Genomic DNA, 26,999 nt, shown 5'->3' on the forward strand with positions numbered 1-26,999 from the left:
TCATGAAAATTGTATTTATATGTGGATCTCTTGAACCTGGACGCGATGGGGTAGGCGATTACACAAGAAGGCTTGGAATTGAACTTGTTGGACAAGGCCATGTAGTAGTTCTAATTGCAATCAATGATTTTCATATTAAGAAGGATATAGTCTCAAATATCGATAATGGTGATGGAATTTCAATTCTTCGCTTAGCTCCTGGGAAGAGCTATAAAGAGCGATTTGCAAGAGTAAAGCACCGCATAGACAAATTTGATCCCGACTGGCTAAGTTTACAATATGTTCCTTTTTCCTTTCAAAAAAAGGGAATCCCCTGGAATTTGGATGCACAACTAGAAGAATTAGGCGTTGGAAGAAAATGGCATATCATGTTTCATGAGCTTTGGGTGGGAATGGATGTTGAATCTCCTGTAAAACATAGAATATTAGGAATAGCTCAAGAATATATTGCAGGAAAAATCATAAAGAGGTTAGCACCTAAAGTAATTCATACACAGTCAAATTTATACCGATTATATTTAGAACGGTTTGGATGTAAAATTGAAGTTCTGCCGTTGTTTAGTAATATTCCGGTTTTACATAAGAGTAAAAATTTTAAGAATGATTCTGTATTAACATTGGTGGTTTTTGGAATGATCCAGCCGGGGGCTCCAATAATGCAATTTGTTAATGATCTCTCTATTTATAGGTTAAAATCTAATAAAAAAATTAAAATACAATTTATCGGGCGTTTAGGGAATGAGCTGGGTACTTGGGTAGAAGCCTTTCAAAAGGAGAATTTTAATGTGCATGTTCTGGGAGAGCAAGGTGCTGAAAATATTTCTGAAATTTTAAGTAAGGCAGATTGGGGAATTAGTTCTACCCCCCTATATCAAATAGAAAAGAGTGGTACTGTGGTAGCAATGAGAGAACATCAACTTCCTGTTTACTGTGTTGCAAGATCTTGGAAGCCTAGAAAAATAGCGCAATCAATTGTACAAGATTTAGTTAAAGAATATACCCCGGGAGAGCTGGATTTTTCACTTACAGCTGACTTTAAAGAACAATCTAATAACCTGAAAAAAGTAAGTAAAGTATTTAGTGAAAGCCTGCAATACCAAAAACAATATTTATGAAGATTATTCTTTCTCACCCATCTGGAAATTCTAATGTAAGAGCCATAGCAAAAACTATGGTAGATAAAGGTGTGTTAGGTAAATTTTATACCTCTATAGCTACTTTTCCCAATAGTTTTTGGTATACCTGTGCTGCCAGAGGACCATTAAAAGATTTTAGACGACGCACTTATCATAATGATCTTAAATCGGTTACAAAATGTTATCCCTGGAGAGAACTAGGCCGTTCCTTTTCTTCAAAATTTGGGTTGGAGAACCTAATTAAGCACGAAGAAGGTCCGTTTTGCGTAGATAAAGTATACCAGGAACTGGATAGGTATGTGGCCGCTAGGTTAAAAGATGAACAAGAACAAGGGGCTACTGCAGTATATGCTTATGAAGATGGGGCTTTAGAAACTTTTTATAGAGCTAAAGAACTTGGATTAACGTGTATATATGAACTTCCCATCGCTTATTGGAAAACCGGGCGCAGGTTAATGATGGAAGAAGCAGTTAGATTGCCACAATGGTCGGAAACCTTAGGGGGAGGGATTATTGATAGCAAATCAAAATTACAACGAAAGAAACTAGAACTTCAATTAGCTGATGTGGTAATTGGTCCGGGGTCTTTCGTAATGGACTCTTTACCGGAATGGGCAAAGAATAAAAAGCAAGTTATTTCTCCATTCGGTTCCCCACCTATTACTCAGGAAACTGATTTATACAAACCTTATAAAGTCGATATTAATTCGCCATTAAGAGTACTTTTTGTTGGCTCTATGGGACAGAGAAAGGGATTGGGAGATTTGTTCGCTGCCATGAAATTATTAAAGAATAAGAATATCGAATTAGTGGTTTTAGGCTCTATGTTGTCTTCCATGGAATTTTACAGAAAAGAGTTTCCAGATTTCACATATGAGACCTGTAGAGAACATTCAGAGGTTTTAGCATTGATGCTTAGTTGTGATGTTTTTTGCCTGCCATCGATTGTTGAAGGTCGCGCGTTGGTATTGCAGGAGGCAATGAGTCAAGGACTTCCATTAATAATTACACCTAATACCGGTGGAGCCGATTTAATAAAGGAAGGAAAAACAGGTTTTTTGGTTCCTATTAGATCTCCAGAAAAAATAGCTGAAAAATTGGAATGGTTTCTTAATAACAGGTTGAAAATTCCTGAAATGGGGGAACATTCACGTACTCTGGCAAAAAGCTATAGCTGGGAAAAGTATGGTACTACCATCTACCGGGCATTGCTACAATATTTTGATGCTACATCAGGTACCGAAAAATCTATGAATTTAGGGCTAATTCATGCAAAATGAAAGAGGTAGTTTTAGAAAATTATTATGAAGATTTAGTGATCTCTAAACTCAAAAAAGGAGTTTGGCTTTATTTCTTTCTGTTAATTTTTGAAGGAGCTTTAAGGAAATGGGTTTTACCAGGATTTTCAGAATCCCTATTAATTATACGAGATCCACTTGCTATCTGGCTGCTATATATGAGCTTTAAATATGGTGTATGGAAAATAAATTTATACGTTTTCCTTATTTGGGAGGTAAGTATTTTAGCGCTTATTCTAACACTGATAATAGGTCATGGTAATTTACAAGTTGCCATTTATGGATTACGAATGACAATTATTCACTTCCCGTTAATTTTTGTTATTGGTAATATTTTCAATAAATCGGATGTATTAATCTTAGGAAAAATAATGCTGTGGTTAACAATAGCAATGACGTTATTGGTTGCTGTACAATTCTATAGCCCACAATCAGCATGGGTAAACAGAGGGGTGGGAGGAGATCTTACCGGTTCAGGTTTTAGTGGGGCGGGAGGATTTTTTCGGGTACCGGGAACTTTTTCCTTTACAAATGGCTTATCCCTCTTCTATGGATTAGCTACCGCATATATTTTCTATTTCTGGATAGGCGAGGATAGAAGATATGTTTCTAAAGCCTTATTATTAGTTTCAAGTTTTGCTCTTTTAGCCGCCGTTCCCCTAAGCATTAGTAGAACAGTATTGTTTGAAATTGCATTATCTGTGGTGTTCATGATGGCTATTATAGCTAGAAATCCCAGAATTATTAAAAATATTATTGGGGTTGGACTAATTAGTATTTTTCTATTTCTAATTATGGGCAACTTTTCTTTCATAGAAGAACCAATTATTGCCTTTACCGAGCGGTTTACCAGCGGAAACCGAACAGAAGGCGGATTGGTGGAAGGTGTGTTTATCGATCGATTTTTAGGTGGTATGTATAGTGCTATTGTTAATGATAAGTTTCCATTCTGGGGCATGGGATTGGGCATGGGTACCAGTGTTGGTGCAAATATTTTGGTAGGTAATTCTGGAGCTTATTTAATTGCTGAAGAAGAATGGCCCAGGGTAGTGGGAGAAATGGGAATGGTCTTCGGGATGATGGTCATATTCATCAGGATTGGGGTAGTGCTAGAGTTTTTGCAGAAGGGGTGGAGAGCCATTAACAAAAATAATATTTTACCCTGGATGTTAATGAGTTTTGGCATGTTCAATATCCTTCAGGGACAATGGTCTCAGCCTACAACTTTGGGGTTTAGCATTTTAATTGGTGGCTTGGTAATGGCTTCGCATAATGAAGAGTGAAATTTATGGAAATAGTTATTTTCACACACCCGCCTTTCTCTGCTTCGTATAGTATGCCCAAGTATGCCAATATGCTGGCTGAAGGTTTACGAGCAAAAGGGCACTTGGTCCAGCTGTGGACAGCTCAGCCTTGGCTATATAACTTACCTCTTCCCAAACTATGCAGGAAATGGCTTGGCTATATAGATCAGTTCATAATATTTCCAATTAATGTAAGGAAGAAAATCAAAAAGTCGCCTTTACAAACTTTATTCGTTTTTGCCGATCAGGCATTGGGTGCCTGGGTGCCTTTGGTTGCAAATAGGCCTCATGTTATTCATTGTCATGATTTTTTAGCACAGATGTCTGCTTTAGGAGAGATTCCTCAAAATAAAGTTGGACTGTCTGGAAGATTATATCAAAAGATGATTAGAAAAGGCTATAGAAAAGGTGAGAATTTTATTTCAATTTCAAAAAAAACACAAGTGGATTTACATAGGTTTTTGAACAAAACTCCTCAAATTTCAGAAGTAGTTTACAATGGGCTCAATCAAAATTTTGAACCTATAAAAGATAAACAAGTACTAAAGCGGCTAAATTCGGAATTAAAAATAGATCTCGAAAACGGCTATATACTGCATGTAGGGGGAAATCAATTTTACAAGAATAGAATAGGAGTTATCCAGATATACTTGAAATGGAGAGAAAATTCAAAGATAAACGCTAAGCTGTTAATAGTTGGGTCTTTACCTACGCCTGCACTAAAAAATATTCTCGATACAAGTGATTTTTCTAAGGATATCCATATTTTAAATAACGTTTCTAATGAGGTGCTTATAAAGTTATATCAGGGTGCGTTTGTTATGTTATTTCCTTCGTTGGCCGAGGGATTTGGCTGGCCAATTGCAGAAGCCATGGCGAGTGGCTGCCCGGTAATTACTACTAATAAAGCACCCATGAATGAAGTAGGAGGGCAGAGTTGTTATTACTTAACTCTGCCACCTTCAGAAGATAAAGCCTATGAAAAATGGATAATACAAAGTGCGGCAAGCTTAAATGAATTAATTGAATTGTCTCCTGAGGAAAGACAAAATCTTATTGATGCAGGCATAGAGAATGCAAAAAGGTTTAATACAGGACATTCCTTAGAGCAAATAGAGAAAACTTATAAGGAAGTTTTAAAAATGTATTCACTTCAGGTAGGCATACAAGATATACCACATGCAAAAGCAAAAGCTTTATGAAAGTTATACATTACATAGGTTCTATAGACCAGAATTCTGGAGGAACAGCTTCATATATGCAATTATTGACAGCAGAATTAAAAAAATGGGTTGAAATTGTAGTGGTTACCAACGTTACGGCAAATCCTTTGAAATTAGAGGGTGTAAAAATTCATTTTATCGACTTGGCATTGTTGCGATGGTTTCAAATAAAAAAGGAATTTAAGAATATACTGAAACTTGAAAAACCAGATGTTTTACATATAAATGGAATTTGGAATCCGCAAAACTTCTTAGTTCAAAAAGAAGCACAGCGAATGGGGATTAAGGTGGTCATATCTCCTCACGGTATGCTGGAACCCTATATTGTAAATAGGCATTCTACAAAAAAAAAGATTGCACTTACCCTATATCAGAACAACGCCATAAACACTGCCGATTATTTACATGCCACCGCAGCATCAGAACTTGATAATATTAGGAAGTTAGGATTTAAGAAACCGGGAATGATTATTCCTAATGGTTTAAATGTTTCAGAAATACTTAAAAAGAAGATTGTAGAAAAAAATACACCTTCTAAAAATATCTTATTTCTGTCTCGTATTCACCCCAAAAAGGGAATTGAGCTATTAATAGAGTCTATTAGTGAGCTTAAAAATCAAAATGTGAGGGTGATAATAGCGGGGGAGGGTGAGCGCGAATATATAGAAGAGTTGATACAGCTTACTAAATTAATGGGAGTTGAAAATAAGATCAAATTTTTGGGAGGCGTTTATGGGAGTGATAAGTGGGAGTTGTATGAGCAGGCTGATGTTTTTGTACTGCCAACTTATAGCGAGAATTTTGGTATTGTAGTTATAGAAGCCTTAGCAGCTGGTATTCCTGTAATAACAACGAAAGGTACTCCATGGGAAGAGTTGATCACTTTTAATTGTGGTTGGTGGATAGAATTAAGCGTTGCAAATCTAACACAAGCCTTATTCGAAGCTATTAAAATGTCTACTGTAGAATTGGAAAAAATGGGAGAAAGAGGTAGAAAACTGGTAGAAGAAAAGTATGATAATAAAGCAATAGCTAAAGGTATGTTTCAGCTTTATAAAAATGTTCTAACCAAATAATTCAATGTATAATATGAAAGTATCTGTAATTATTCCTGCCTATAATGCGGAAAAATGGATAGGCAAATGCTTGGATAGTATTATTATCCAATCTTATAAGGATATTGAGATTATCGTGGTTAATGATGGTAGCCGTGATTACACCTTGGAAATACTTAGTTCTTATGAAAAAAGAGACCCTCGAGTAATCATTATCAACAAAAAAAATTCAGGTACTTATTTAACACGTAAACAAGGAGTTGAAAGCGCTAAAGGTGAATTTATTTTTCATTGCGATGCTGATGATTATTTAGAACCTAAGGCGATAGAATTATTGGTTAAGAAACAACTACTAACCGGTGCAGATATAGTGATAGGTAATGGCTATAGAGTTCAAAATGGAAAGCGAAAAATTATTACCAATCATATACCCAAGCAACAGAATAAGATCAGTTTAATTAAAGCTTTATTCAATAATGAAATAAAAGGCTATGTGTGGGGCAAATTGTATCGAAAAGATTTATTTAAAGATATCGATTATAATTTTACAGATATGCTATATGAAGATGTATTGGTTAACCTTCATATCCTCACCCATTATAATGTGAAAATTGAAGTTGAAAATACTCCCATTCACAATTATTTGATTCATGGTAAAAGTGCCAATTCTTCCAAAAATCCGGTGTTTATAGAAAATATTATTGGCTCGGTTGCTATTGCAAAAAAAATGCTGAAGAATACTAATAATTTTGAACAGGTGCAAGATGAGTTTAAATTGATGAACTGCCGAACCTGGATCGTGTATTCGCGGCTTGGTGGAAAGCTTGCAAAAAATAAAGGCTTTAGAACTAATTTTAAAAAAGAAAATTTCACGCCATACAGTAAGACTAATCTTGCCTTATATCATCGTTTAGAAATGATAACCTATAACTATAACTATGTTTTGGGAAAATTATTAACTAATTCGATGAAACAATTGAATAATTTAATAGGATAAAAGCATGTCTACCTATACAAAAGATAAAGATTTTGTAGATCTAACTACTTATAGCTTTAGTTTCAGTTTCTCAAACAAAGCAGGTAGATTAGTGTGGAATTTTTGTTACTGGATTTTCTTCCGACCCTTTTCCTTATCTCTGTTTAAGAAATGGAGAATCTTTGTATTACGCACCTTTGGGGCAAAGATTGGAACCAATTCAGACGTACATTCTAATGTAAAGATTTGGGCTCCATGGAATTTAGAATTGGGAAGTTATTCCAGTATTGGCCCTAAAGTAGATTGTTATAACCAGGGAAAGATACGTATTGGTAATCATAGCATTATATCACAAAAAACCTATCTCTGTGCATCCAGCCATGATTTTACATTACCAAATTTTCCTTTAATCCTGAAGCCTATCAATATTATGAATCAGGTTTGGATTGCGGCAGATGCATTTATAGCTCCTGGAGTGACAATTGGGGAAGGCGCTGTTATTGCCGCGAGAGCAGGGGTATTTAAAGATATTGAAGACTGGACTGTGGCAGGAGGAAATCCCGCCAAAAGAATTAAAGAGCGAATTATAAAGAGATAATGAAAAAGATTCCTGTTACAGTAGTGATTCCGGTAAAGAACGAAGAACGTAATTTGCCACATTGTTTAAGTCTATTATCCGATTTCGATCAGATTATGGTAATAGATTCAAACAGCACAGACCGTACTGTGGAAATATCTGAAAAGCAAGGGGCAGAAGTACATCAGTTTAACTGGAATGGAAAATTTCCAAAGAAAAGAAACTGGGTTCTTCGTAATTTAAATATTCGAAATAACTGGGTATTGTTCCTTGATGCAGATGAATATATTACCGATGTTTTTAAAAAAGAACTTCAGGAAAAAATTAAAGATCCCAATATTTCTGGTTTTTGGATCACTTTTGAAAACTTTTTTATGGGTAAGAAGTTAAAATATGGCGATCCATTTAAGAAACTTCCATTATTCAGAGTTGGAAAAGGCGAATATGAACAAATAAATGAAGATTCCTGGAGTCATTTGGACATGGAAGTGCATGAACACCCCATTTTAGAAGGGAAGGTAGGAAAAATGAAAGCTCCGGTAATACATAATGATTATAAGAATTTAGAATGTTATATAAATAGACATAATGCCTATTCTACTTGGGAGGCAAAACGTTTTCTAACATTGAAATCTAATGGGTTTAAAAATTTGAACTCTCGTCAACTTTTAAAGTATAGGCTTATGGAATTAGGTTTATTACCTATTTTCTATTTTTTAGGAAGCTATTTGATTAAATTTGGGTTTCTGGATGGAAGTAAAGGTTTTTATTTTTCACAATATAAAGCTCATTATTTCCTGCAAATTCAGACTAAAATTAAAGAACTGGAGCAATTATGAAGAGAATATTAGTAACCGGAGGAGCGGGATTTATAGGTTCACACCTTTGTGAGCGTTTATTGAAGGAGGGGAATGAAGTAATATGTTTGGATAATTATTTTACAGGGAGTAAGCAAAATATAGTACACCTGTTTGATAATCCATATTTTGAGATTGTAAGACATGATGTTACCTCTCCATATTTTGCAGAGATCGATGAAATTTATAATCTGGCCTGTCCGGCGTCTCCCGTTCATTACCAGTATAACCCCATTAAAACTATAAAAACTTCGGTAATGGGAGCAATTAATATGTTAGGATTAGCCAAGCGTGTTAAAGCTACTATGTTGCAGGCCAGTACCAGTGAAGTTTATGGAGATCCGGAAGTCCATCCACAACCTGAAGAATATTGGGGAAATGTAAATCCATTAGGTCCTCGGTCGTGTTATGATGAAGGAAAGCGATGTGCGGAAACGTTATGTATGGATTATCACGATCAGAATAATGTAGATGTCAAAATTATTAGAATTTTCAACACCTATGGACCAAACATGAATCTTAATGATGGTAGGGTTGTATCTAATTTTATTGTACAGGCTTTAAATGGTGAAAACATAACTATTTTTGGGAATGGAGAACAAACTAGATCCTTTCAGTATGTAGACGATCTAATTGAGGGGATGATACGAATGATGAAAACTAAAAAAGGCTTTATGGGGCCTATCAATATAGGAAACCAGAATGAATTTACTATGTTAGAGTTAGCGCAGACTATTCTTGACATTACAGGATCTTCTTCTAAATTATCATTTAAACCCCTACCACAGGATGACCCTAAGCAGCGCCAGCCAGATATTACGTTAGCGAAGAAACATCTTGATAATTGGGAGCCAAAAATACAATTAAGAGAAGGGCTTATTAAAACAATTGAATATTTTGAAAGCTCTCTTAATATGGCAAATAATAAAAACTTAATAGATAACTTCTAACTACCAGTAGATTATAAATAAGAAAATAACTAAGTGTTTTTATTTAACTGAAAATTAATAGATTAAGGCAGATGTTTGTTAATTTTTTTACTTAAATTAATTATGTTAAAATTTAGATAATTCAATTTTTGGAACTGTTTTTTATTTAAATTAGTTCTTGTTAAATTTCTTTGTTATTTATAAGAAATTTTGGCTTTCTCTCTACAGTTAAGCAAAAGAAATTACCCCATTAGTGTTTCGCATTCTATAATTAATTACAGCTTTTGTGTTGATTATAGTTTAATTACCCCAATAAAATAGATACCCCAAATTATTTAAACGTTATAACCCCATCGTTATAATGTGCGAAAGTATCTTCGCCGCCCGCGAATCTATTTTGTTGCATCCTATTATGTTCGGTTTATCGTATTCGATAATCCAGTATGGTTTAAAATTTAAGTATTAATAACATTTTAAACAGCATAATATGAAACGGTCAGCTTCACTCATCTCTCTTTCGGCTTTAGTGCATTTATGTATCATCGATGCTCTTTTCTTTTTACTGGCGCCGTATCCTTCATTAAACTCTCTGGTAATAATTAGTTACAATGCCATATGGCTGGTTATAGCTTTTATGATATGGCATCATAGTTATGATGAAAGCAGAGGGTAAAATTACATGCGCACGTTGTTCAGTTTATTTTAAGTATTGTCTATGAAAGTTTCAATTATCACCATAGTTTACAACCGGGAGCGTTGTATTTCAGAATGCATCAAATCGGTGTTATCTCAAACCTATGATAATATCGAATATTTGGTTATAGATGGTGGCTCTACAGATGGTACACAACAAAGAATTGAGTCGTACAGGGATACTATCGATTATTATATCTCAGAAAAAGATGAAGGGATTTTTGATGCTTTGAATAAAGGAATTAAAAATGCAACCGGAGATGTAATAGGTATTCTGAATTCGGATGACTTTTTTTACCAGCCTTCTACCATCTCAAAAGTGGTAGAGGCATTTAATATTTCCGGGGCCGATCTGGTGTATGCAAAAGGGCTTTTTGTAGATCAGGAAAATACTAAAAAAGTAAAAAGGATGTATCCATCCAACCCTTTTAAAAAAAGCTTTCTGAACTTCGGGTGGATCCCGTTACATACTACCATTTTTGTGCGTAAAAAAGTTTTTGAACAATATGGTTTATATAATTCGGGCTATTCTATTGCAAGCGATTATGAAATATCACTAAGATGGTTCACTAATGATAATATCAAAAAATACTTTCTTAACGAGTGGGTGGTTAAAATGAGATTAGGAGGTTTAAGTACCTCCCCTAAATTACAGATTAAGAAATCTAAAGAAGATCTAAGGATAATGAAACTTTACCATCTAAATGGCCTTTTTACACTGGCGTTTAAAATAGGTAGAAAAATACCCCATTACCTTATACCACAGGTTTTAGGATTTAAAGCGATGTCATAGATAGATATAATAAAGAAATAATGAAATGATAGAAAATTATGAAAGGGGCTCATTTTATTATTCCATTTTCGGTAGGTGCGCACTTGCTCACTATTAACGTTACCCTATATCTGTTAACGCCAGATACTTATTTAAATTTTATTACCATTATTGGGTACAATGCGGCGTGGCTTCTTATTGCAGTTGGACTCAATTTTTATAATGTAGACAGAAAGGAACGGTTTATAACTAAGTTTCATAAATTCTTACGGCATTATTTCATTTTTAGTCTTGCGTATTTTGCCCTTTTTTCGATATTAAAAATTCAATTTTCTTTAGGACATCAGTTATTTGTATTAGGGTTTTTACTCTTTCTACTTGTTTTTTATAGATGGTTTTTCTTTTCGGTTAGACGACTGTATAGGTTGGAAGGTGGGAATTTTGTGAACGTAGTAGTAATTGGAAGGGATAAGAATATTAAATCGATTCAAAAAATTTTTGAGGAACCCGATTTTGGGTACCGCTATAAAGGATATTTTCATAGCAATCAATCTAATGACAAAGATTACTTAGGAAAGATCGAGAACAGTTATCAATTTATTCTTAATAATCGTATTGATGAGCTTTACTGCCTGGTTTCGCAAGTATCCGGGGAAGAGCTGCAAAAGCTTATCTCCTTTGCTGATAATAATTTAATCCGGTTAAAATTAGTGCCAGATAATAAGGGCATTTTTACACGAGCTATGCACGTAGAACATTTTGGGAATGTTCCGGTATTAAACCTACGAGATTCACCTTTAGAACGTAATTATGCTAAATATGGTAAACGCGCATTTGATATAATATTTTCCTCTCTGGTAATTATATTTATTCTCTCATGGCTTATTCCAATTTTATTCATAATAACCAGATTAGAATCTAAAGATTCCTTATTCTTTAAACAGTTAAGGCATGGCTATAATAAAAAATCCTTCTGGTGCTACAAATTCAGGTCAATGGCGGTAAATACCAATGCAAATATCCAAATGTGCACAAAAAATGATTCCAGAATTACCAGAGTAGGAAGGGTTCTACGAAAAACCAGTATAGACGAGTTACCTCAATTTTTTAATGTTTTAAAAGGAGAAATGAGTATTGTTGGTCCCAGGCCACATATGGAAATGCATACTTTAGAATATGCAGGCTCTGTAGATAAATATCTTGTACGGCATTTTGCTAAACCGGGAATTACAGGTTTGGCCCAAATTAAAGGATATAGGGGGGAGATTACCAAGCAGGCAGATATTATTAATCGTACAAGATTTGACATTTTTTATCTGGAAAAATGGTCACCCTTGTTGGATGCAAAAATAATATATGATACCATTTTTAACTGTATAAAGGGAGAAGAGAACGCATTTTAGATAGAAACTAACCCCTTAGTTATTGGTTCTAGGAATTAGTAAATACAGAGCCGGGGTTTTTATCGGTGCTTATATAGGTTTTTATAATAAACAAAGCTATGGCGATTTCAAAAAAGCGAAAAAATAACATTACACATAACTTTAGTGTGAGAGAAGAACTGGCCAAATACCTTAAACATTGGCCTTGGTTCCTGTTAAGTATAGTTCTCTCTTTGGTGTTAGGATATTTTTACCTGAGATATACCACACCAATATACAGTGCTACTGCCAGTATAATAGTTAAAGATGCTGGTGATGGTGGTGGAGGTGACGCAGCATCCTATGCCGATCTAGGTGTTTTTAGCGGCATAGCAACACATAGTATAGAGAATGAAATAGCTATTTTACGTTCCCGAAGACTTATGGAGCAAGTAGTAAAAGCACTAAATGTAAATATTCAGTATTTTCAGGAAGGCAGTGTTCGTACTGCAGAAATATATAAAGACCTTCCATTTTCTTTAAAAGTGCTGAAATTGAATGAAAGCAGGTTAAAGGAGCTTGGAGGAGCTCAATTTAAGTTAGAATATGCTGAAGGGAAGTTTAGACTAACCAACCTTCAAACTTTAAGTTACTATACTGTTGAAGGTGGCGCACCATTTAATATTGGATTTGCAGATATAGTGATAGTGCCCAATTTTTCAAATGATACCCATCAATTTGTGCCAATTATAGTCAACTTCTCCCAAGTAGAAAGTGTGGCTTCTCATTATAGAAACACTGTAGTGGTAGGCCTTTCCAGCAATAAATCAAGCGTTATAGAATTGCTGCTAAAAGATCCTGTACAGGATAAGGCAAGAGATATCCTTGATCAGTTAATTTTTGAATATAACAGGGATGCTATTGATGATAGAAACCTTATTGCTGAAAATACCGCTAACTTTATAAACGATCGTTTAGCACTTATTAACGGGGAATTAGATTCGGTTGAAAGCGGAAAAGAGAAATTTAAAGAATATAATCGTCTTACAAATATAGATGCTGAATCTCAGCTTTTTATTCAAAATGCCAGCGATTATAATAAAAGTAGACATGAAGTAGGCATGCAGTTGGAATTAGCAAATGCCATGCTAGATTATATCACATCAAATACACAATCTGATTTACTCCCTTCAAATTTAGGTATTGATGAGAATGGGATAAATCAGTTAATAGGAGATTATAATAATCTGGTTATCCAGAGAAGTAAAATATTAAATAGTTCAACCGATAAAAATCCTGTAAAACTACGATTAGATACTCAAATAGACCAGCTAAAGGGAAACATTTTACAAAGTCTAAGGACCATGCGTTCCAATTTGATTATTACACAATCAAGTTTAGACAGACAGTCATCTAATATCGGGTCTAAAATTCTTGCAGTTCCATCCAAAGAGCGTGAATATAGGGGGATCGAGCGTCAACAAAGTATAAAAGAAGCTCTTTATCTATTCTTATTGCAAAAACGAGAGGAAAATTCTTTATCCATGGCGGTAACGGCACCAAAGGCGAAGATTGTGGATAGGGCATATAGCGCAGGTAATATTGTTTCTCCAAATAGGAGAAGTATTTTATTAGGAACCATGGTTCTGGGGTTTATGCTTCCTTTTACGGTGATATATATGAGTAATATATTAGACAATAAAGTAAGGAATAAAGCGGATGTTGAAAATATTGATCATGAAATACCATTCCTAGGAGAGTTACCAAAAGTGCAGCATAAAAAAGATTTATTTATTTCAGAAAATGATAGGTCCATCTTAGCAGAATCTTTCAGAATTTTAATGGCGAATTTGCAATGCCTATTATCAAATTTTGGAGATAAAAAAAAGGCTACCACTATTTTTGTTACTTCTACCGTAAAAGGGGAAGGAAAGACGTTTACCTCTCTTAATCTAGCTATTACATTAGCAAATACAGGACATAAAGTTTTAATAATAGGTGCAGATTTAAGGAACCCAAAATTACAAAACTTTAAAGTAGAGAATAGTCAGAATCTCGGAGTGAGCGATTTTTTGATGACGGGAGGCATGGATATAAAGAATCTAATTGATAAGTCTAGATTAAATGAAAATTTATCGATTCTCTCTTCCGGTAGTATCCCAACCAACCCAACTTTTTTATTAAATCAAAAGAAAGTGGGTGATATGTTCCAGGAGTTAGAGGGCACCTATGATTACTTAATTGTAGATACTGCGCCTTCTATGGTTGTAGCCGATACATTTTTCATCAGTAAATTTGCTCATCTCATTGTGTATGTAATAAAGGCGGGTTTCACCGAAAAAAAATTGCTCGATTTTGTTAAGGGTGCTAAAAATGAAGGTATGCTTAAAAAAGTAGGTTTTGTATTAAACAATGTCACCTTCACCCATTTCGGTTATGGAAGGAAATATCCTTACGGATACGGACAAGAGAAAAAAACCTTATGGACTAGAATAAAGAGAAAAAGAACTCTTCAAAACGATAAAATTAATTAATTAAACACTATTTGTATAACTCCCCCTCCCAATGTACAATTTGTGCATATTTAAAAAATTTTTAACTACAGTTTAAAATAGCGTATTCCTCACATGCGCGCAATTATATTTAGGTTACAGGTCTTGCTACCCCATAGGCTTTAAATAATAGAAATAATAATTAAAGATTAAAGAAATGGCAAAAGCATTACTTTCCAATTCCCTGGTGGGGGGAGTTGAGACTTATTCCGATGGATTACAAATCAAAAAAAGGACAAGCTCTACTATAAAATTTTTAGGTGTTCCAATTTCGGCTTCAGCACTCATATTTTTTCTGTTAGTTCTAAGTTTTACAAATATGTTTTCTCAAAATGAAATCGTAATAGAGAACGCTAAACCGGGTAATCCTGATTCAGAATGGCAGATAAACGGCTCGGGAGATTCATCTATCCAAGGATTCGCAACCGATATAAGTTATAATAAGGGAGAAACGGCCCGTTTTAAAATAAAAACCAATGCTTCTAATTATAATATTAAAATTTATCGGCTTGGATACTATCAGGGAAATGGTGCTAGGTATCAAGGTGATGGCAACATTACCGCTGCTTTACCACAGTCTCAACCCGCTTGTATAACCGAATCGGCTACTGGTCTAATTGATTGTGGAAATTGGGGAGAATCTGCAAATTGGCAAATTCCAACTACTGCTGTGTCAGGTATATACATTGCGAAATTAACCCGCAATGATACAGGAGACTCAAGTCATATCACCTTTATTGTTAGGGATGACACCAGCAATTCCGATTTATTTTTTCAAACCTCAGATGCCACCTGGCAGGCGTATAATGTCTACGGTGGGAATAGCCTTTACGTAGGCTCTGTTTCCGGTTTTCCTTCCGGTCACGCTCCTAAGGTTAGTTACAATCGTCCTTTTGTTACACGAGATGGTGGAGGAGGTGGGGGAGCTTCTGAAGATTGGATATTCAACGCAGCATATCCTATGATACGTTGGTTGGAATCTAATGGTTATGATGTAACCTATACTACCAATGTAGATAGCGATCGTCGTGGAAATCTTATACAAAATCATAAAGTATTTCTATCGGTAGGACATGATGAATATTGGTCGGGGCCTCATCGTACTAATGTAACCGAGGCCCGGAATGCAGGTACTCACTTAGCCTTTTTTAGTGGTAATGAAGTTTATTGGAAAACACGATGGGAAAACAGCATTGATGAAAACGGAAATCCTTATAGAACTTTGGTTTGTTACAAAGAAGGCAGCATGGGAGAAAACACTTGTGGAGGTAAATGTGATCCAACTATAGAATGGACAGGTACATGGAGAGACGGCTGTGATTTTACTGATGCCGGGGGATGTTCGCCTGAAAACTCATTATCTGGGCAAATTAGCTGGGCAGATTCTGAATCAGCTATTCAGGTTCCTGATGATTATAAGAACCTGCGTTTTTGGAGAAATACCAGTATTGCTTCATTATCGAATGGACAAACCGCGACCTTAGGGGATGGTACCCTTGGCTATGAGTGGAACCCAGAACAGGAAGAGTTTCAATCCTCTTATCCTTCCGGAAGAATTATCCTTTCTAAGACCGTTGTAGATGGCGATGTTCATCATCTTTCTTTATATAAACATGAAAGTGGAGCTTTGGTCTTTGGTGCGGGAACAGTACAGTGGTCTTGGGGTCTTGACGGGGATCACGATCGTGGTATTTCGGCTCCCGATCAAGATATGCAACAGGCTACAGTTAACCTTTTTGCTGATATGGGAGTGCAGCCCGGGAGCTTAGTTCCAGATTTATTACCAGCAAGCATATCTACCGATGTAGATGCTCCTATAGTAATTATTTCATCTCACGCAGATAATGAAATCGTTCCGTCAGGGGCTGCAGTGGTAATTACCGGTACAGCCATAGATGAAAATGTTACCGCTGGTGTAGAAATATCTACTAATGGTGGTGTTTCCTGGGCAATTGCCGAGGGATCTTCTAATTGGACATATAGTTGGGTGCCAAATACAAATGGAACTATAAATTTAAAGGCAAGGGCATTTGATGATTCGGGTAATATGAGTCAGGCAGTTACTATTAATTTAACTGTATCTGGTACAGCACCTCAAAATTGCCCCTGTACAGTATTCAAGACATCTGATGCTCCTTCCAGTCCTCTATGGAGTGATGGACAAGGATTGCAGCTGGGTATGAAATTCCAATCTGTAGAAGATGGTTTTGTAACAGGAATCCGTTTTTATAAACAAAGTGGCAATACAGGAACCCACACGGGTCAACTTTACAGCAGTACAGGTACGTTATTAGCGGAGGTTATTTTCACGAATGAGACTGCTTCAGGCTGGCAGGAAGCATCATTTTCAGCACCGGTGTCAGTTACAGCCAATACCACCTATGTGATATCTTATCATAGTGCTGACGGATATTATTCAGCAGACAATCCATATTTCAATAATGCTGTAGCAAATGGTCCGCTAATGGGCTTAGCAAACGGAACAGATGGTGAAAATGGCGTATATCGTTATTCCAGTAATCCAGTGTTTCCAACTCAGAATTACGACAGTAGTAATTATTACGTAGATGCGATATTTAATACCAGTGCCACTACTAATAGTTCTCCTGCTATTAGTATAACTGCTCCTTTAGAGGGAGCAGAGTTTGAAACTTCTACCAATATTAGTATTGAAGCTACGGCTTCAGATGCTGATGGTAGTATTAGTAAAGTGGAATTCTACCAGGGCATAGAAAAATTAGGAGAAGTTTTAAGTAGTCCCTACACTTTTACTTGGGAAAATGCTACGGTGGGAACTTATATTCTTACTGCCAAAGCAGAAGACGATCAGGGAGCTATCACTACCTCTTCCGTAGTGCATATCAGTATAATTGATCCCAATAATAGTTCACCAACAGTTTCCATTAGTTCTCCTTCAAATAATGCATCATTCACAGCCCCTGCAACCATAAATATAGATGTAACCGCTGCAGATGCTGATGGTAGTATTACTAAAGTGGAGTTTTATGAGGGTACAACAAAGCTGGGGGAAGATCTTGATACGCCATATACTTTCAATTGGGATAATGTTGTAGCAGGTAGTTATTCCTTAACGGCCATAGCTACCGATAATGCAGGAGCTAGTACTACTTCTTCGGCAGTGAATATTACGGTAGATAGTCCGGCATCTATATGTCCTTGTACAGTATTCAAGACATCTGATGTTCCTTCCAGTCCTCTATGGAGTGACGGACAAGGATTGCAGCTGGGTATGAAATTCCAATCTGTAGAAGATGGTTTTGTAACAGGAATCCGTTTTTATAAACAAAGTGGCAATACAGGAACCCACACGGGTCAACTTTACAGCAGTACAGGTACGTTATTAGCGGAGGTTATTTTCACGAATGAGACTGCTTCAGGCTGGCAGGAAGCATCATTTTCAGCACCGGTGTCAGTTACAGCCAATACCACCTATGTGATATCTTATCATAGTGCTGACGGATATTATTCAGCAGACAATCCATATTTCAATAATGCTGTAGCAAATGGTCCGCTAATGGGCTTAGCAAACGGAACAGATGGTGAAAATGGCGTATATCGTTATTCCAGTAATCCAGTGTTTCCAACTCAGAATTACGACAGTAGTAATTATTACGTAGATGCGATATTTAATACCAGTGCCACTACTAATAGTTCTCCTGCTATTAGTATAACTGCTCCTTTAGAGGGAGCAGAGTTTGAAACTTCTACCAATATTAGTATTGAAGCTACGGCTTCAGATGCTGATGGTAGTATTAGTAAAGTGGAATTCTACCAGGGCATAGAAAAATTAGGAGAAGTTTTAAGTAGTCCCTACACTTTTACTTGGGAAAATGCTACGGTGGGAACTTATATTCTTACTGCCAAAGCAGAAGACGATCAGGGAGCTATCACTACCTCTTCCGTAGTGCATATCAGTATAATTGATCCCAATAATAGTTCACCAACAGTTTCCATTAGTTCTCCTTCAAATAATGCATCATTCACAGCCCCTGCAACCATAAATATAGATGTAACCGCTGCAGATGCTGATGGTAGTATTACTAAAGTGGAGTTTTATGAGGGTACAACAAAGCTGGGGGAAGATCTTGATACGCCATATACTTTCAATTGGGATAATGTTGTAGCAGGTAGTTATTCCTTAACGGCCATAGCTACCGATAATGCAGGAGCTAGTACTACTTCTTCGGCAGTGAATATTACGGTAGATAGTCCGGCATCTATATGTCCTTGTACAGTATTCAAGACATCTGATGTTCCTTCCAGTCCTCTATGGAGTGACGGACAAGGATTGCAGCTGGGTATGAAATTCCAATCTGTAGAAGATGGTTTTGTAACAGGAATCCGTTTTTATAAACAAAGTGGCAATACAGGAACCCACACGGGTCAACTTTACAGCAGTACAGGTACGTTATTAGCGGAGGTTATTTTCACGAATGAGACTGCTTCAGGCTGGCAGGAAGCATCATTTTCAGCACCGGTGTCAGTTACAGCCAATACCACCTATGTGATATCTTATCATAGTGCTGACGGATACTATTCAGCAGATGACTCTTTTTTTAATGGAGAAGTTAACAACTCTCCTCTCATAGGTTTAGCAAACGGAACAGATGGTGAAAATGGCGTATATCGCTATTCCAGTAATCCTGTGTTTCCAAATTTGAGTTATGATAGTAGCAACTATTATGTTGATGTAATATTCGAAACGCAGGTTGTCACTTCTATTAAAACTGCCAGCCAGCTGGAGAAAACCACTCCTGAGAATGCTCAGAAAGCACAATTGGGTAACCAAGACAGTATTCAGGTGTATCCCAACCCTTTTTCCAACATAACTACACTAGCGTTTGTGTTACAGGAAGGAGGAGAATATGTTGTTAGTCTGTACGATTCGAAAGGCTCGTTGATATCGGTAATCCAAGAGGGGAAAGCTGAAGCTGGTCGGCAGAAGCTTGTTGAAATCAATGGAGAGCGTTTAACTAACGGTATCTATCTGGTTAGGTTGCAAAGCCGTAATGGCATACAGACTTTTAGGATACTTCATATTAGGTAGGACCGTTTTATTTAAAAAATGGGTTTTATTCATATGAATATCAATTAATAATTTTAAAATTTCATTCTTATGGTACCTTTATTTTTACGCATTTCTTTAATTAGTACCAGCATCTTTTTAGCATGTTCTTTTTCAGTGTTTGGAGAGGGGAAATTGATGGCGTCGACCTTAGAAGGGGTTAATAATTACAGAAATAACAGCAAGAACACTGAAATCTATACAAATTTTACTGAAGGATTTATTGGGAAGCCAAATGAGGTAAAGGTAATTGAAAGTGTAGATGAGGGAATGGACGAGGAAGGTGTGATAAACCTTACTTCAAAAACTGCTTCACCTTCAAATATAGCAGAATTCAGTCCTAAATTAGATTTATATTCAACAAGCGCTTCAGCTTATATAGCAGGGGAACCAATTCTTGTAATAACCTCTGCAACCAATCCTTTCAGCACTTATTTATCTGAGATCTTACTTGCCGAAGGGCTTAATGAGTTTATTACATCTGATATTTCTACTATAACATCGAATATGTTAGACCTGTACGATGTTATATTAATTGGAGAAATACCGGTGACAGATGCGCAAGCACTTCTTTTAGGAAATTGGGTAGATGCAGGGGGAACTATAATAGCTTTTAAACCGGATACCAGGTTAGCACCCTATGTTGGTTTAACTGCGGTTGGAGGTTCTTTATCTGATAAATACCTTTTAATAAACACTACTTCAGGACCTGGGAAAGGTTTGGTGAGTGAGACTATACAATACCACAGCGCGGCCGACCTATATACCTTGAATGGGGCTACCAGCCTGGCAACATTGTATTCTGATGCCAATACAGCAACCATTTATCCTGCAGTAAGTAGCTATGAGGTGGGAACAAATGGTGGAAAAGCTGTTGTTTTTACTTACGATTTAGCTCGCTCGGTTGTATATACACGACAAGGAAATCCATTATGGGCAGGGCAGGAAAGAGATGGGTCCAGTCCTATTCGTTCTAATGATATGTTCTTTCCAGATTGGATAGACTTAGATAAAGTAGCTATACCGCAAGCCGATGAGCAACAACGATTATTAGCTAATATTATAATTCAAAACAATAAAAAGCCTCTACCGCGCTTTTGGTATTTACCAAGAGGCCTGAAAGCAGCTGTTGTAATGACGGGTGATGATCATGCCAGTGGTGGAACAAAAGCCAGGTTCGATCATTATTTAGAATTAAGTGATGATAATAGTGCTGCTGCCGTTGCCGATTGGAGAGCTATTAGAGGGAGTTCTTATATTTATCCTAATTCCCCAATTACTAACCAGGAGGCAAAATATTTTGAAGATCAGGGTTTTGAAATAGCACTGCACTTAAGCTCTAATTGTGCAGATTATACATATCAATCCTTAGAGAATGATTTAACATCACAACTGGCTACGATGCAATCTAATTATCCAAGCCTGTCCGATCCGGTTACCAATCGCACTCACTGTATCGCTTTTAGTGATTGGGCGTCACAACCCAAGTTAGAAGTGGCTAATGGTATTCGTTTGGATGCAAATTATTATTACTGGCCGGAGACATGGGTGCAGGATAGACCAGGATTGTTTACAGGGTCGGGAATGGCTATGAGGTTTGCAGATCTTGATGGTTCTTTAATTGATATTTATCAGTTAAATACTCAAATGACAGATGAGTCCGGTCAAAGTTTTCCAGAAACGATCGATGAATTACTTGATAAGGCATTAGGGGTTGAAGGATATTATGGGGTGTTTTGTGCCAATATGCATACAGATGCAGATACCTCTGAGGGTTCAGAATATATTATAGCCTCAGCAAAATCTCGAGATGTACCTGTTATTTCTTCAAAACAAATCCTTACCTGGCTGGATGGACGAAACGAATCTACGTTTCATACTCTTAGCTGGAATCAAAATATACTAAATTTTTCTATGAGCGTAGCAAATGGAGCTCATAAATTGGAAGGAATGCTTCCTTTTGTAAAAGATAATTTACAGGTTTCAAGCATAACTTCAAATGGTAACCCGGTGACCTTCAGAAAAGAGAATATAAAGGGTATGGAATATGTGTTTTTTCCTGCATCGACAGGTGAATTCAATGCGGTCTATGGCTTAAATGAACAGCCATCTATCGCTATAACTGCCCCTAGTAATAATGCTGATTTTACCGCTCCTGCACAAATTATCATTGAGGCAGATGCCTTAGATACCGATGGCTCTGTAACTAAAGTTGAATTTTATGAAGGTGTAAATAAGCTCGGGGAAGTTTTAACAAGTCCTTTCAGTTTTAACTGGGAGAATGTACCGGAAGGAGCTTACGCTATAACTGCAAAAGTAATTGATGATCAGGGCGGATCCTCGGTATCCTCCATAGTGAATGTAAATGTGAAGGGAGTTTGCCCATGTACCGTATTTGAACAAACAGATATCCCTGACAATGAGCTTTGGAACGATGTTCAAGCACTTCAACTTGGTATGAAATTTCAAACCATGGAAGATGGATATATTACCGGAGTGCGATTTTATAAGCAAAGCGGTAATACCGGTACGCATACGGGACAATTATATAGCATTGGAGGGACTTTACTTGCTGAAGCTGTTTTTACCAATGAAACGGCATCGGGTTGGCAGGAAGTGGCATTTTCAAATCCAGTAGCTGTAACAGCAAATTCATCATATGTTATTTCGTATCATAGTAGCGAAGGGTATTATTCTGCCGATACACCATTTTTTATCAATGATGTATTAAATGAGCCCTTAAGGGGATTGGCAGATGGAGAAAACGGATCTAACGGAGTTTACAGATATTCTAATACTCCTGTTTTTCCCACTCAGAGTTATCAAAGTAGTAATTATTGGGTTGATGCAGTTTTTAATTTCGGTGAAGATATAAGTATCCCGCCGGTAGTTACAATTGATTCTCCTGTAGAAAATACAGAATTTACATCGCCAGCTGACGTTCTTATTGAAGTATCTGCTTCAGATGCTGATGGATTTATTACTAAAGTTGAATTCTTCGAAGGTACAACCAAACTGGGGGAAGTTTTAGATAGTCCATATAGCTTCAACTGGAACAATGTTTCTTCTGGAAATTACTCTTTAACTGCCATAGCTACTGATAATGAAGGTGAAATTACCACCTCAGAAGCAATAAATATAACTGTAGCCGATCCTCCTTCACCAGACTGCCCATGTACAGTATTTCAGTCAACAGATTACCCGACCAACAATTTATTTAGTGAAGGACAGGGGTTGCAATTAGGGATGAAGTTTCGAGCCATAGAAGATGGTTATATTACAGGGGTACGGTTTTATAAACAAATAGGAAATTCTGGAGTACATACGGGGCAATTGTATAGCTTAGGTGGTATTTTACTTGCTGAGGTGGTTTTTGCAAATGAAACATCTTCAGGATGGCAGGAAATGGCATTTTCAACACCGGTTCCCATTCTCGCAAATACCACTTACATTATTTCGTATCATACTAATAATGGTCATTATTCGGCAAGCAATCAATTTTTTAGTAGTGCGGTGGAAAATGTAAAATTGAAAGGACTGGCAAATGGCGAAGATGGACCTAATGGAGTGTACAGGTACGCCACAAATCCAAGTTTCCCAAATCAGAGCTATCAAAGTGGAAATTATTGGGTTGATGCAGTTTTTAATACAAGTACCGCTCTTAATATAGAGCCATCAATTACTCTTTCTTCTCCTATAAATAATACTGATTTAACAACTCCAACAGATATTATTTTTGAAGCTTCAGCTTCTGATGCTGACGGATCAATAACAAAGGTAGAATTCTTTCAAGGATCTACTAAGCTGGGAGAAGATTTAAGTAGTCCATACAGTTTTAATTGGTCAAATGTTGCAACGGGGAATTATATTCTAACTGCTGTTGCTACCGATAATGAGGGAGCCACTACCACCTCGGTTGCGGTAAATGTAAGCGTAGTAGATCCTCAGGTACCCGTGTGTCCGTGCACGGTGTTTGAACCCACGGATATTCCAAGTAATATTCTTTTTAGCGATGGACAGGGACTACAGTTAGGTATGAAGTTTAGATCTACTCAGGATGGAGAAATTACAGGAGTTCGTTTCTACAAACAGAGTGGAAATACGGGAACACATACCGGACAATTATATAGTGGAACAGGTACGCTATTGGCAGAAGCAGTTTTTACTAATGAAACTTCTTCCGGATGGCAAGAGGTGTCTTTTAGCAGTGTGGTACCTATCACTGCTAATACTACTTATGTGGTATCCTATCATAGTAGTAATGGATATTATTCGGCAGATAATCAATATTTCAATTCAGCCGTAGTTAATAATCCACTTAGGGCATTAGCAAATGGAGAAGATGGGGGCAATGGCGTTTATAAGTATTCAGGAACACCCAGCTTTCCAGATCAAACCTATCAAAGTGGTAATTATTGGGTAGATGTGGTGTTTAACACTCCACAGGTAGCCTCCTTACAAGCAACACTATCATTAGACCCTTTAATGAAAACCAGTATTTCTACTCAAAGTACAGAAGAAGCACTAAGCGATGTACTTTCAGTATATCCAAACCCATTCTCGGCGATGGCTACTTTAAATTTTGTAGTACAGGAGGGAGGGGATTATATAGTGAGCCTATACGATTCAAAAGGAGCTTTTATTACTCAAATTAAGCAGGGAAGTGCTGCACCAGGAGATCAATATTTTGTAGAAATCGATGGGGAAGGAATGGCTCCGGGAGTATATCTTCTTCGATTGAAAACACAAAGAGGAACTAAAACATTCCGAATAATATTAAACCGATAAACTATAGGCTTCTTAGAGATATAGCATTTAGTTATTTTTTTAAACTTACTATCTAATAAAAATCCGCCAAGTTCTCTTGAGCGGATTTTTTTATTCTAGTTTTTAAGTATTACTCATTCTTCTCGATTTTGATCAATATTTCGCAATAATAGGAAAGCGCATTCTTTTGTATTGTGTCTACCGGCCAAAGCTATCACGAGTTGCGGGAATTAGTATGCGCATTAGTCGGCTTAATTGTTTAATAGTTGGTCTCTAAAATAGTAATTTTCAGCAAACTACCCGTTATTTTCGATGAGGCGTTGTTTTACACAGTAGCGACACATTCAAAAAAAATTGATCAAATAGTAAAATTGATTGTATATTTTGAGGAGGGATGTTTTATTCATATTTACTATTTAATGAGTTGGACATTTTTTATATAAACCAGAATGTATACAACATTCGAAAATCTGTATAAAGAGTTAAGCTTACTTCCGCCTGACCTTTGTCTTATAATTTTAATCATTTAAAAATAGACAAGATGAAGACACATCAATTTGGTAAAAAAGGTTGGACACCTGATAGAATTGGAGATTTGAAAGGTAAAACATACGTCATAACAGGTGCTACAAGCGGAACGGGATTTGAAGCAGTAAAAATATTGCTATCAAAAGGCGGAAAAGTTGTGATGCTTAATAGAAACCCGAAAAAATCAGAAGGAACTATTACAGCTTTAAAACAAGAACTCGGGAATGACATTGAAGTGTCTTCAATAAAAATGGATTTGGCAGAACAAGCATCAGTGAAAAAAGCAGCTGAAGAAGTTCTTAAAAAAGTTTCTCAAATTGACGCACTAATCTGTAATGCTGCTATTGCTCAAGTACCAAAACAAACTCTTACGATAGATGGATGGGAAAGTCAGATGGATACAAATCACTTTGGAAATTTCACTCTTCAAACTTTATTGTTTCCGCTGATTGAAGAATCCCAAGGACGTATAGTTGTAGTAGGTAGTATGGGTTATAATTTAGGGATTAAAACCATACAATTTGACGATATGAATTGGGATGAAAAATATAGCCCAAATGGTGTATATAGTCAAAGTAAATTAGCGCAAATAATGTGTGTTTATGAATTACAAGACCGCTTAAGAAATGCTGGAAAGTATGATGTTAGGACTTATGCCTGTCATCCAGGTGCTTCCAGAACATCATTAATAAAAACAAGTGGTAATTTAATAACTCGCTTAATTTGGCAAATAATGAAATTAACACCAATGGTACAATCAGCTGACAAAGGCGCTTATCCGCAATTAATGTGTGCAACTGAGCCGGATCTTGACGAAAGTGGTTTTTATGGGCCAACAGGAAGAAACAATTGGACAGGTCCAGTGGGAGACCACAAGATAGAACCACACGCAAAAGATAAGGCTGTGGCTAAAAAACTTTGGGAGCATACAGAAAGAGAAACAGGTTTAAAATGGAATATTTAAATTAGTATTATGCAACACTTTAAAACTCTATCATCTTATTTAGATTACTTACGTCTGCCTCGACCGGAGCATCCTATGTTGAGTGTTTTCAATTCCAGAGGTGATGGTTATCTTCCTTGTCCAAGGGAAAGCTCACCACCAATTACAAATGATTGTTATTCTATTAGTTTTAAAAAATATGTCGAGGGAAATTTAAATTATGGTCGAACTAAATATGATTTCACAAATGGCGCATTGATTTTCATTTCGCCAAGACAAGTCTTAAAATGGGATAATAGCGTGATTTTTGAGCAAAAAGGTTTTTCAATAAACTTTCATCAAGATTTTTTGAAAGGGACAGGGTTAGCCCAACAAATTAAGAAATATGGTTTTTTTTCATATTCAACTAATGAAGCATTGCACCTTTCTCCCAAAGAAGACAAGCAAATGGAATCAATAGTAGAAAATATTGAAATTGAATATCAAAACAACCAAGATGCCTTTAGCAAAGAGATCATTATTTCTCAATTGGAAACGCTGTTAAAATATGCCAACCGTTTCTATGAAAGGCAGTTTTTAAATAGAAAAGAAATATCTAACGATTTATTGGAGCAACTTAATCAGTATTTACTCAAACATTCTGAATCAGGACAACTTCGAGAAAAAGGTATTCCAAGCATAGAACAAATTGCTGATACATTATCAGTCTCGCAACGTTACTTAAGCGATACTCTGAAAAAAGAAACAGGTAAAACTACAACCGAACATGTGCACTTGTATTTAATTGATGAAGCAAAGCATATACTATTGCAACCAAATAAAAGTGTTTCGGAAGTTGCATACGAATTAGGGTTTGAATATCCACCCTATTTTTCGAGATTGTTCAAGAAAAAAGAAGGAATCACTCCAACCGAGTACAGGGAGAAATTTAAACTAAATTAA

Annotated in this window: 17 protein-coding genes; all 17 read left to right on the plus strand. The window is 36.3% G+C overall.

Features of this window, described 5'->3' with window-relative positions; genetic code table 11:
* Positions 1–2: 2 nt before the first annotated feature.
* The 17 genes from L1I30_RS10915 (at position 3) to L1I30_RS10995 (ending at position 26,999) form a co-directional block, all read left to right on the plus strand.
* Positions 3–1,115, plus strand: a complete 1,113-nt coding sequence (locus tag L1I30_RS10915) for a glycosyltransferase family protein (RefSeq protein ID WP_236134327.1) — start codon at positions 3–5, stop codon at positions 1,113–1,115.
* A complete protein-coding gene (locus tag L1I30_RS10920) occupies positions 1,112–2,416 on the plus strand; it encodes a glycosyltransferase family 4 protein (RefSeq protein ID WP_236134328.1) in 1,305 nt (434 codons plus the stop codon). Before L1I30_RS10915 ends, L1I30_RS10920 begins: the two co-directional genes overlap by 4 nt.
* Positions 2,413–3,717 carry a hypothetical protein gene (locus L1I30_RS10925; RefSeq protein ID WP_236134329.1) on the plus strand — a complete coding sequence of 435 codons (1,305 nt, stop codon included), beginning with the start codon at positions 2,413–2,415 and terminating at the stop codon, positions 3,715–3,717. The genes L1I30_RS10920 and L1I30_RS10925 overlap by 4 nt, the downstream gene beginning before the upstream one ends.
* 5 nt (positions 3,718–3,722) lie before the next feature.
* Positions 3,723–4,940 carry a glycosyltransferase gene (locus L1I30_RS10930; protein ID WP_236134330.1) on the plus strand — a complete coding sequence of 406 codons (1,218 nt, stop codon included), beginning with the start codon at positions 3,723–3,725 and terminating at the stop codon, positions 4,938–4,940.
* Entirely contained in the window at positions 4,937–6,037 is a 1,101-nt protein-coding gene (locus tag L1I30_RS10935; RefSeq protein WP_236134331.1) for a glycosyltransferase, read from the plus strand. The genes L1I30_RS10930 and L1I30_RS10935 overlap by 4 nt, the downstream gene beginning before the upstream one ends.
* A gap of 13 nt (positions 6,038–6,050) precedes the next feature.
* Positions 6,051–7,013, plus strand: coding sequence for a glycosyltransferase family 2 protein (locus L1I30_RS10940; protein ID WP_236134332.1), 963 nt, complete (start codon positions 6,051–6,053; stop codon positions 7,011–7,013).
* A gap of 4 nt (positions 7,014–7,017) precedes the next feature.
* The gene (locus L1I30_RS10945; protein ID WP_236134333.1) at positions 7,018–7,590 is read left to right on the plus strand and encodes an LbetaH domain-containing protein; all 573 of its coding nucleotides are present in this window, start codon (positions 7,018–7,020) and stop codon (positions 7,588–7,590) included.
* A complete protein-coding gene (locus L1I30_RS10950; RefSeq protein WP_236134334.1) occupies positions 7,590–8,408 on the plus strand; it encodes a glycosyltransferase family 2 protein in 819 nt (272 codons plus the stop codon). Before L1I30_RS10945 ends, L1I30_RS10950 begins: the two co-directional genes overlap by 1 nt.
* Entirely contained in the window at positions 8,405–9,376 is a 972-nt protein-coding gene (locus L1I30_RS10955; RefSeq protein ID WP_236134335.1) for a UDP-glucuronic acid decarboxylase family protein, read from the plus strand. The genes L1I30_RS10950 and L1I30_RS10955 overlap by 4 nt, the downstream gene beginning before the upstream one ends.
* A 466-nt stretch (positions 9,377–9,842) precedes the next feature.
* A complete protein-coding gene (locus tag L1I30_RS10960) occupies positions 9,843–10,028 on the plus strand; it encodes a hypothetical protein (protein ID WP_236134336.1) in 186 nt (61 codons plus the stop codon).
* A 42-nt stretch (positions 10,029–10,070) separates the two neighbouring features.
* The gene (locus L1I30_RS10965) at positions 10,071–10,841 is read left to right on the plus strand and encodes a glycosyltransferase family 2 protein (protein ID WP_236134337.1); all 771 of its coding nucleotides are present in this window, start codon (positions 10,071–10,073) and stop codon (positions 10,839–10,841) included.
* A gap of 38 nt (positions 10,842–10,879) precedes the next feature.
* Entirely contained in the window at positions 10,880–12,223 is a 1,344-nt protein-coding gene (locus L1I30_RS10970; protein WP_236134338.1) for an exopolysaccharide biosynthesis polyprenyl glycosylphosphotransferase, read from the plus strand.
* Between the two features lie 98 nt (positions 12,224–12,321).
* Positions 12,322–14,715, plus strand: a complete 2,394-nt coding sequence (locus L1I30_RS10975; RefSeq protein WP_236134339.1) for a GumC family protein — start codon at positions 12,322–12,324, stop codon at positions 14,713–14,715.
* Between the two features lie 175 nt (positions 14,716–14,890).
* A complete protein-coding gene (locus tag L1I30_RS10980; protein ID WP_236134340.1) occupies positions 14,891–19,801 on the plus strand; it encodes a DUF4082 domain-containing protein in 4,911 nt (1,636 codons plus the stop codon).
* Between the two features lie 69 nt (positions 19,802–19,870).
* A complete protein-coding gene (locus tag L1I30_RS10985) occupies positions 19,871–24,607 on the plus strand; it encodes a DUF4082 domain-containing protein (protein ID WP_236134341.1) in 4,737 nt (1,578 codons plus the stop codon).
* Positions 24,608–25,127: 520 nt separating this feature from the next.
* Positions 25,128–26,078 carry an SDR family oxidoreductase gene (locus L1I30_RS10990; RefSeq protein WP_236134342.1) on the plus strand — a complete coding sequence of 317 codons (951 nt, stop codon included), beginning with the start codon at positions 25,128–25,130 and terminating at the stop codon, positions 26,076–26,078.
* Between the two features lie 9 nt (positions 26,079–26,087).
* Positions 26,088–26,999 carry a helix-turn-helix domain-containing protein gene (locus tag L1I30_RS10995; RefSeq protein ID WP_236134343.1) on the plus strand — a complete coding sequence of 304 codons (912 nt, stop codon included), beginning with the start codon at positions 26,088–26,090 and terminating at the stop codon, positions 26,997–26,999.

Source organism: Gillisia lutea, from assembly GCF_021568705.1.
GTDB lineage: Bacteria > Bacteroidota > Bacteroidia > Flavobacteriales > Flavobacteriaceae > Gillisia > Gillisia lutea.

Excerpts from the sequence above, each read along its gene's own strand:
- L1I30_RS10920 (WP_236134328.1), top strand. The coding sequence starts at position 1,112 with ATGAAGATTATTCTTTCTCACCCATCTGGAAATTCTAATGTAAGAGCC.
- L1I30_RS10970 (WP_236134338.1), top strand. The coding sequence starts at position 10,880 with ATGAAAGGGGCTCATTTTATTATTCCATTTTCGGTAGGTGCGCACTTG.
- L1I30_RS10930 (WP_236134330.1), top strand. The coding sequence starts at position 3,723 with ATGGAAATAGTTATTTTCACACACCCGCCTTTCTCTGCTTCGTATAGT.
- L1I30_RS10990 (WP_236134342.1), top strand. The coding sequence starts at position 25,128 with ATGAAGACACATCAATTTGGTAAAAAAGGTTGGACACCTGATAGAATT.
- L1I30_RS10980 (WP_236134340.1), top strand. The coding sequence starts at position 14,891 with ATGGCAAAAGCATTACTTTCCAATTCCCTGGTGGGGGGAGTTGAGACT.
- L1I30_RS10940 (WP_236134332.1), top strand. The coding sequence starts at position 6,051 with ATGAAAGTATCTGTAATTATTCCTGCCTATAATGCGGAAAAATGGATA.
- L1I30_RS10965 (WP_236134337.1), top strand. The coding sequence starts at position 10,071 with ATGAAAGTTTCAATTATCACCATAGTTTACAACCGGGAGCGTTGTATT.
- L1I30_RS10955 (WP_236134335.1), top strand. The coding sequence starts at position 8,405 with ATGAAGAGAATATTAGTAACCGGAGGAGCGGGATTTATAGGTTCACAC.
- L1I30_RS10945 (WP_236134333.1), top strand. The coding sequence starts at position 7,018 with ATGTCTACCTATACAAAAGATAAAGATTTTGTAGATCTAACTACTTAT.
- L1I30_RS10960 (WP_236134336.1), top strand. The coding sequence starts at position 9,843 with ATGAAACGGTCAGCTTCACTCATCTCTCTTTCGGCTTTAGTGCATTTA.
- L1I30_RS10975 (WP_236134339.1), top strand. The coding sequence starts at position 12,322 with ATGGCGATTTCAAAAAAGCGAAAAAATAACATTACACATAACTTTAGT.
- L1I30_RS10925 (WP_236134329.1), top strand. The coding sequence starts at position 2,413 with ATGAAAGAGGTAGTTTTAGAAAATTATTATGAAGATTTAGTGATCTCT.
- L1I30_RS10985 (WP_236134341.1), top strand. The coding sequence starts at position 19,871 with ATGGTACCTTTATTTTTACGCATTTCTTTAATTAGTACCAGCATCTTT.
- L1I30_RS10935 (WP_236134331.1), top strand. The coding sequence starts at position 4,937 with ATGAAAGTTATACATTACATAGGTTCTATAGACCAGAATTCTGGAGGA.
- L1I30_RS10995 (WP_236134343.1), top strand. The coding sequence starts at position 26,088 with ATGCAACACTTTAAAACTCTATCATCTTATTTAGATTACTTACGTCTG.
- L1I30_RS10950 (WP_236134334.1), top strand. The coding sequence starts at position 7,590 with ATGAAAAAGATTCCTGTTACAGTAGTGATTCCGGTAAAGAACGAAGAA.
- L1I30_RS10915 (WP_236134327.1), top strand. The coding sequence starts at position 3 with ATGAAAATTGTATTTATATGTGGATCTCTTGAACCTGGACGCGATGGG.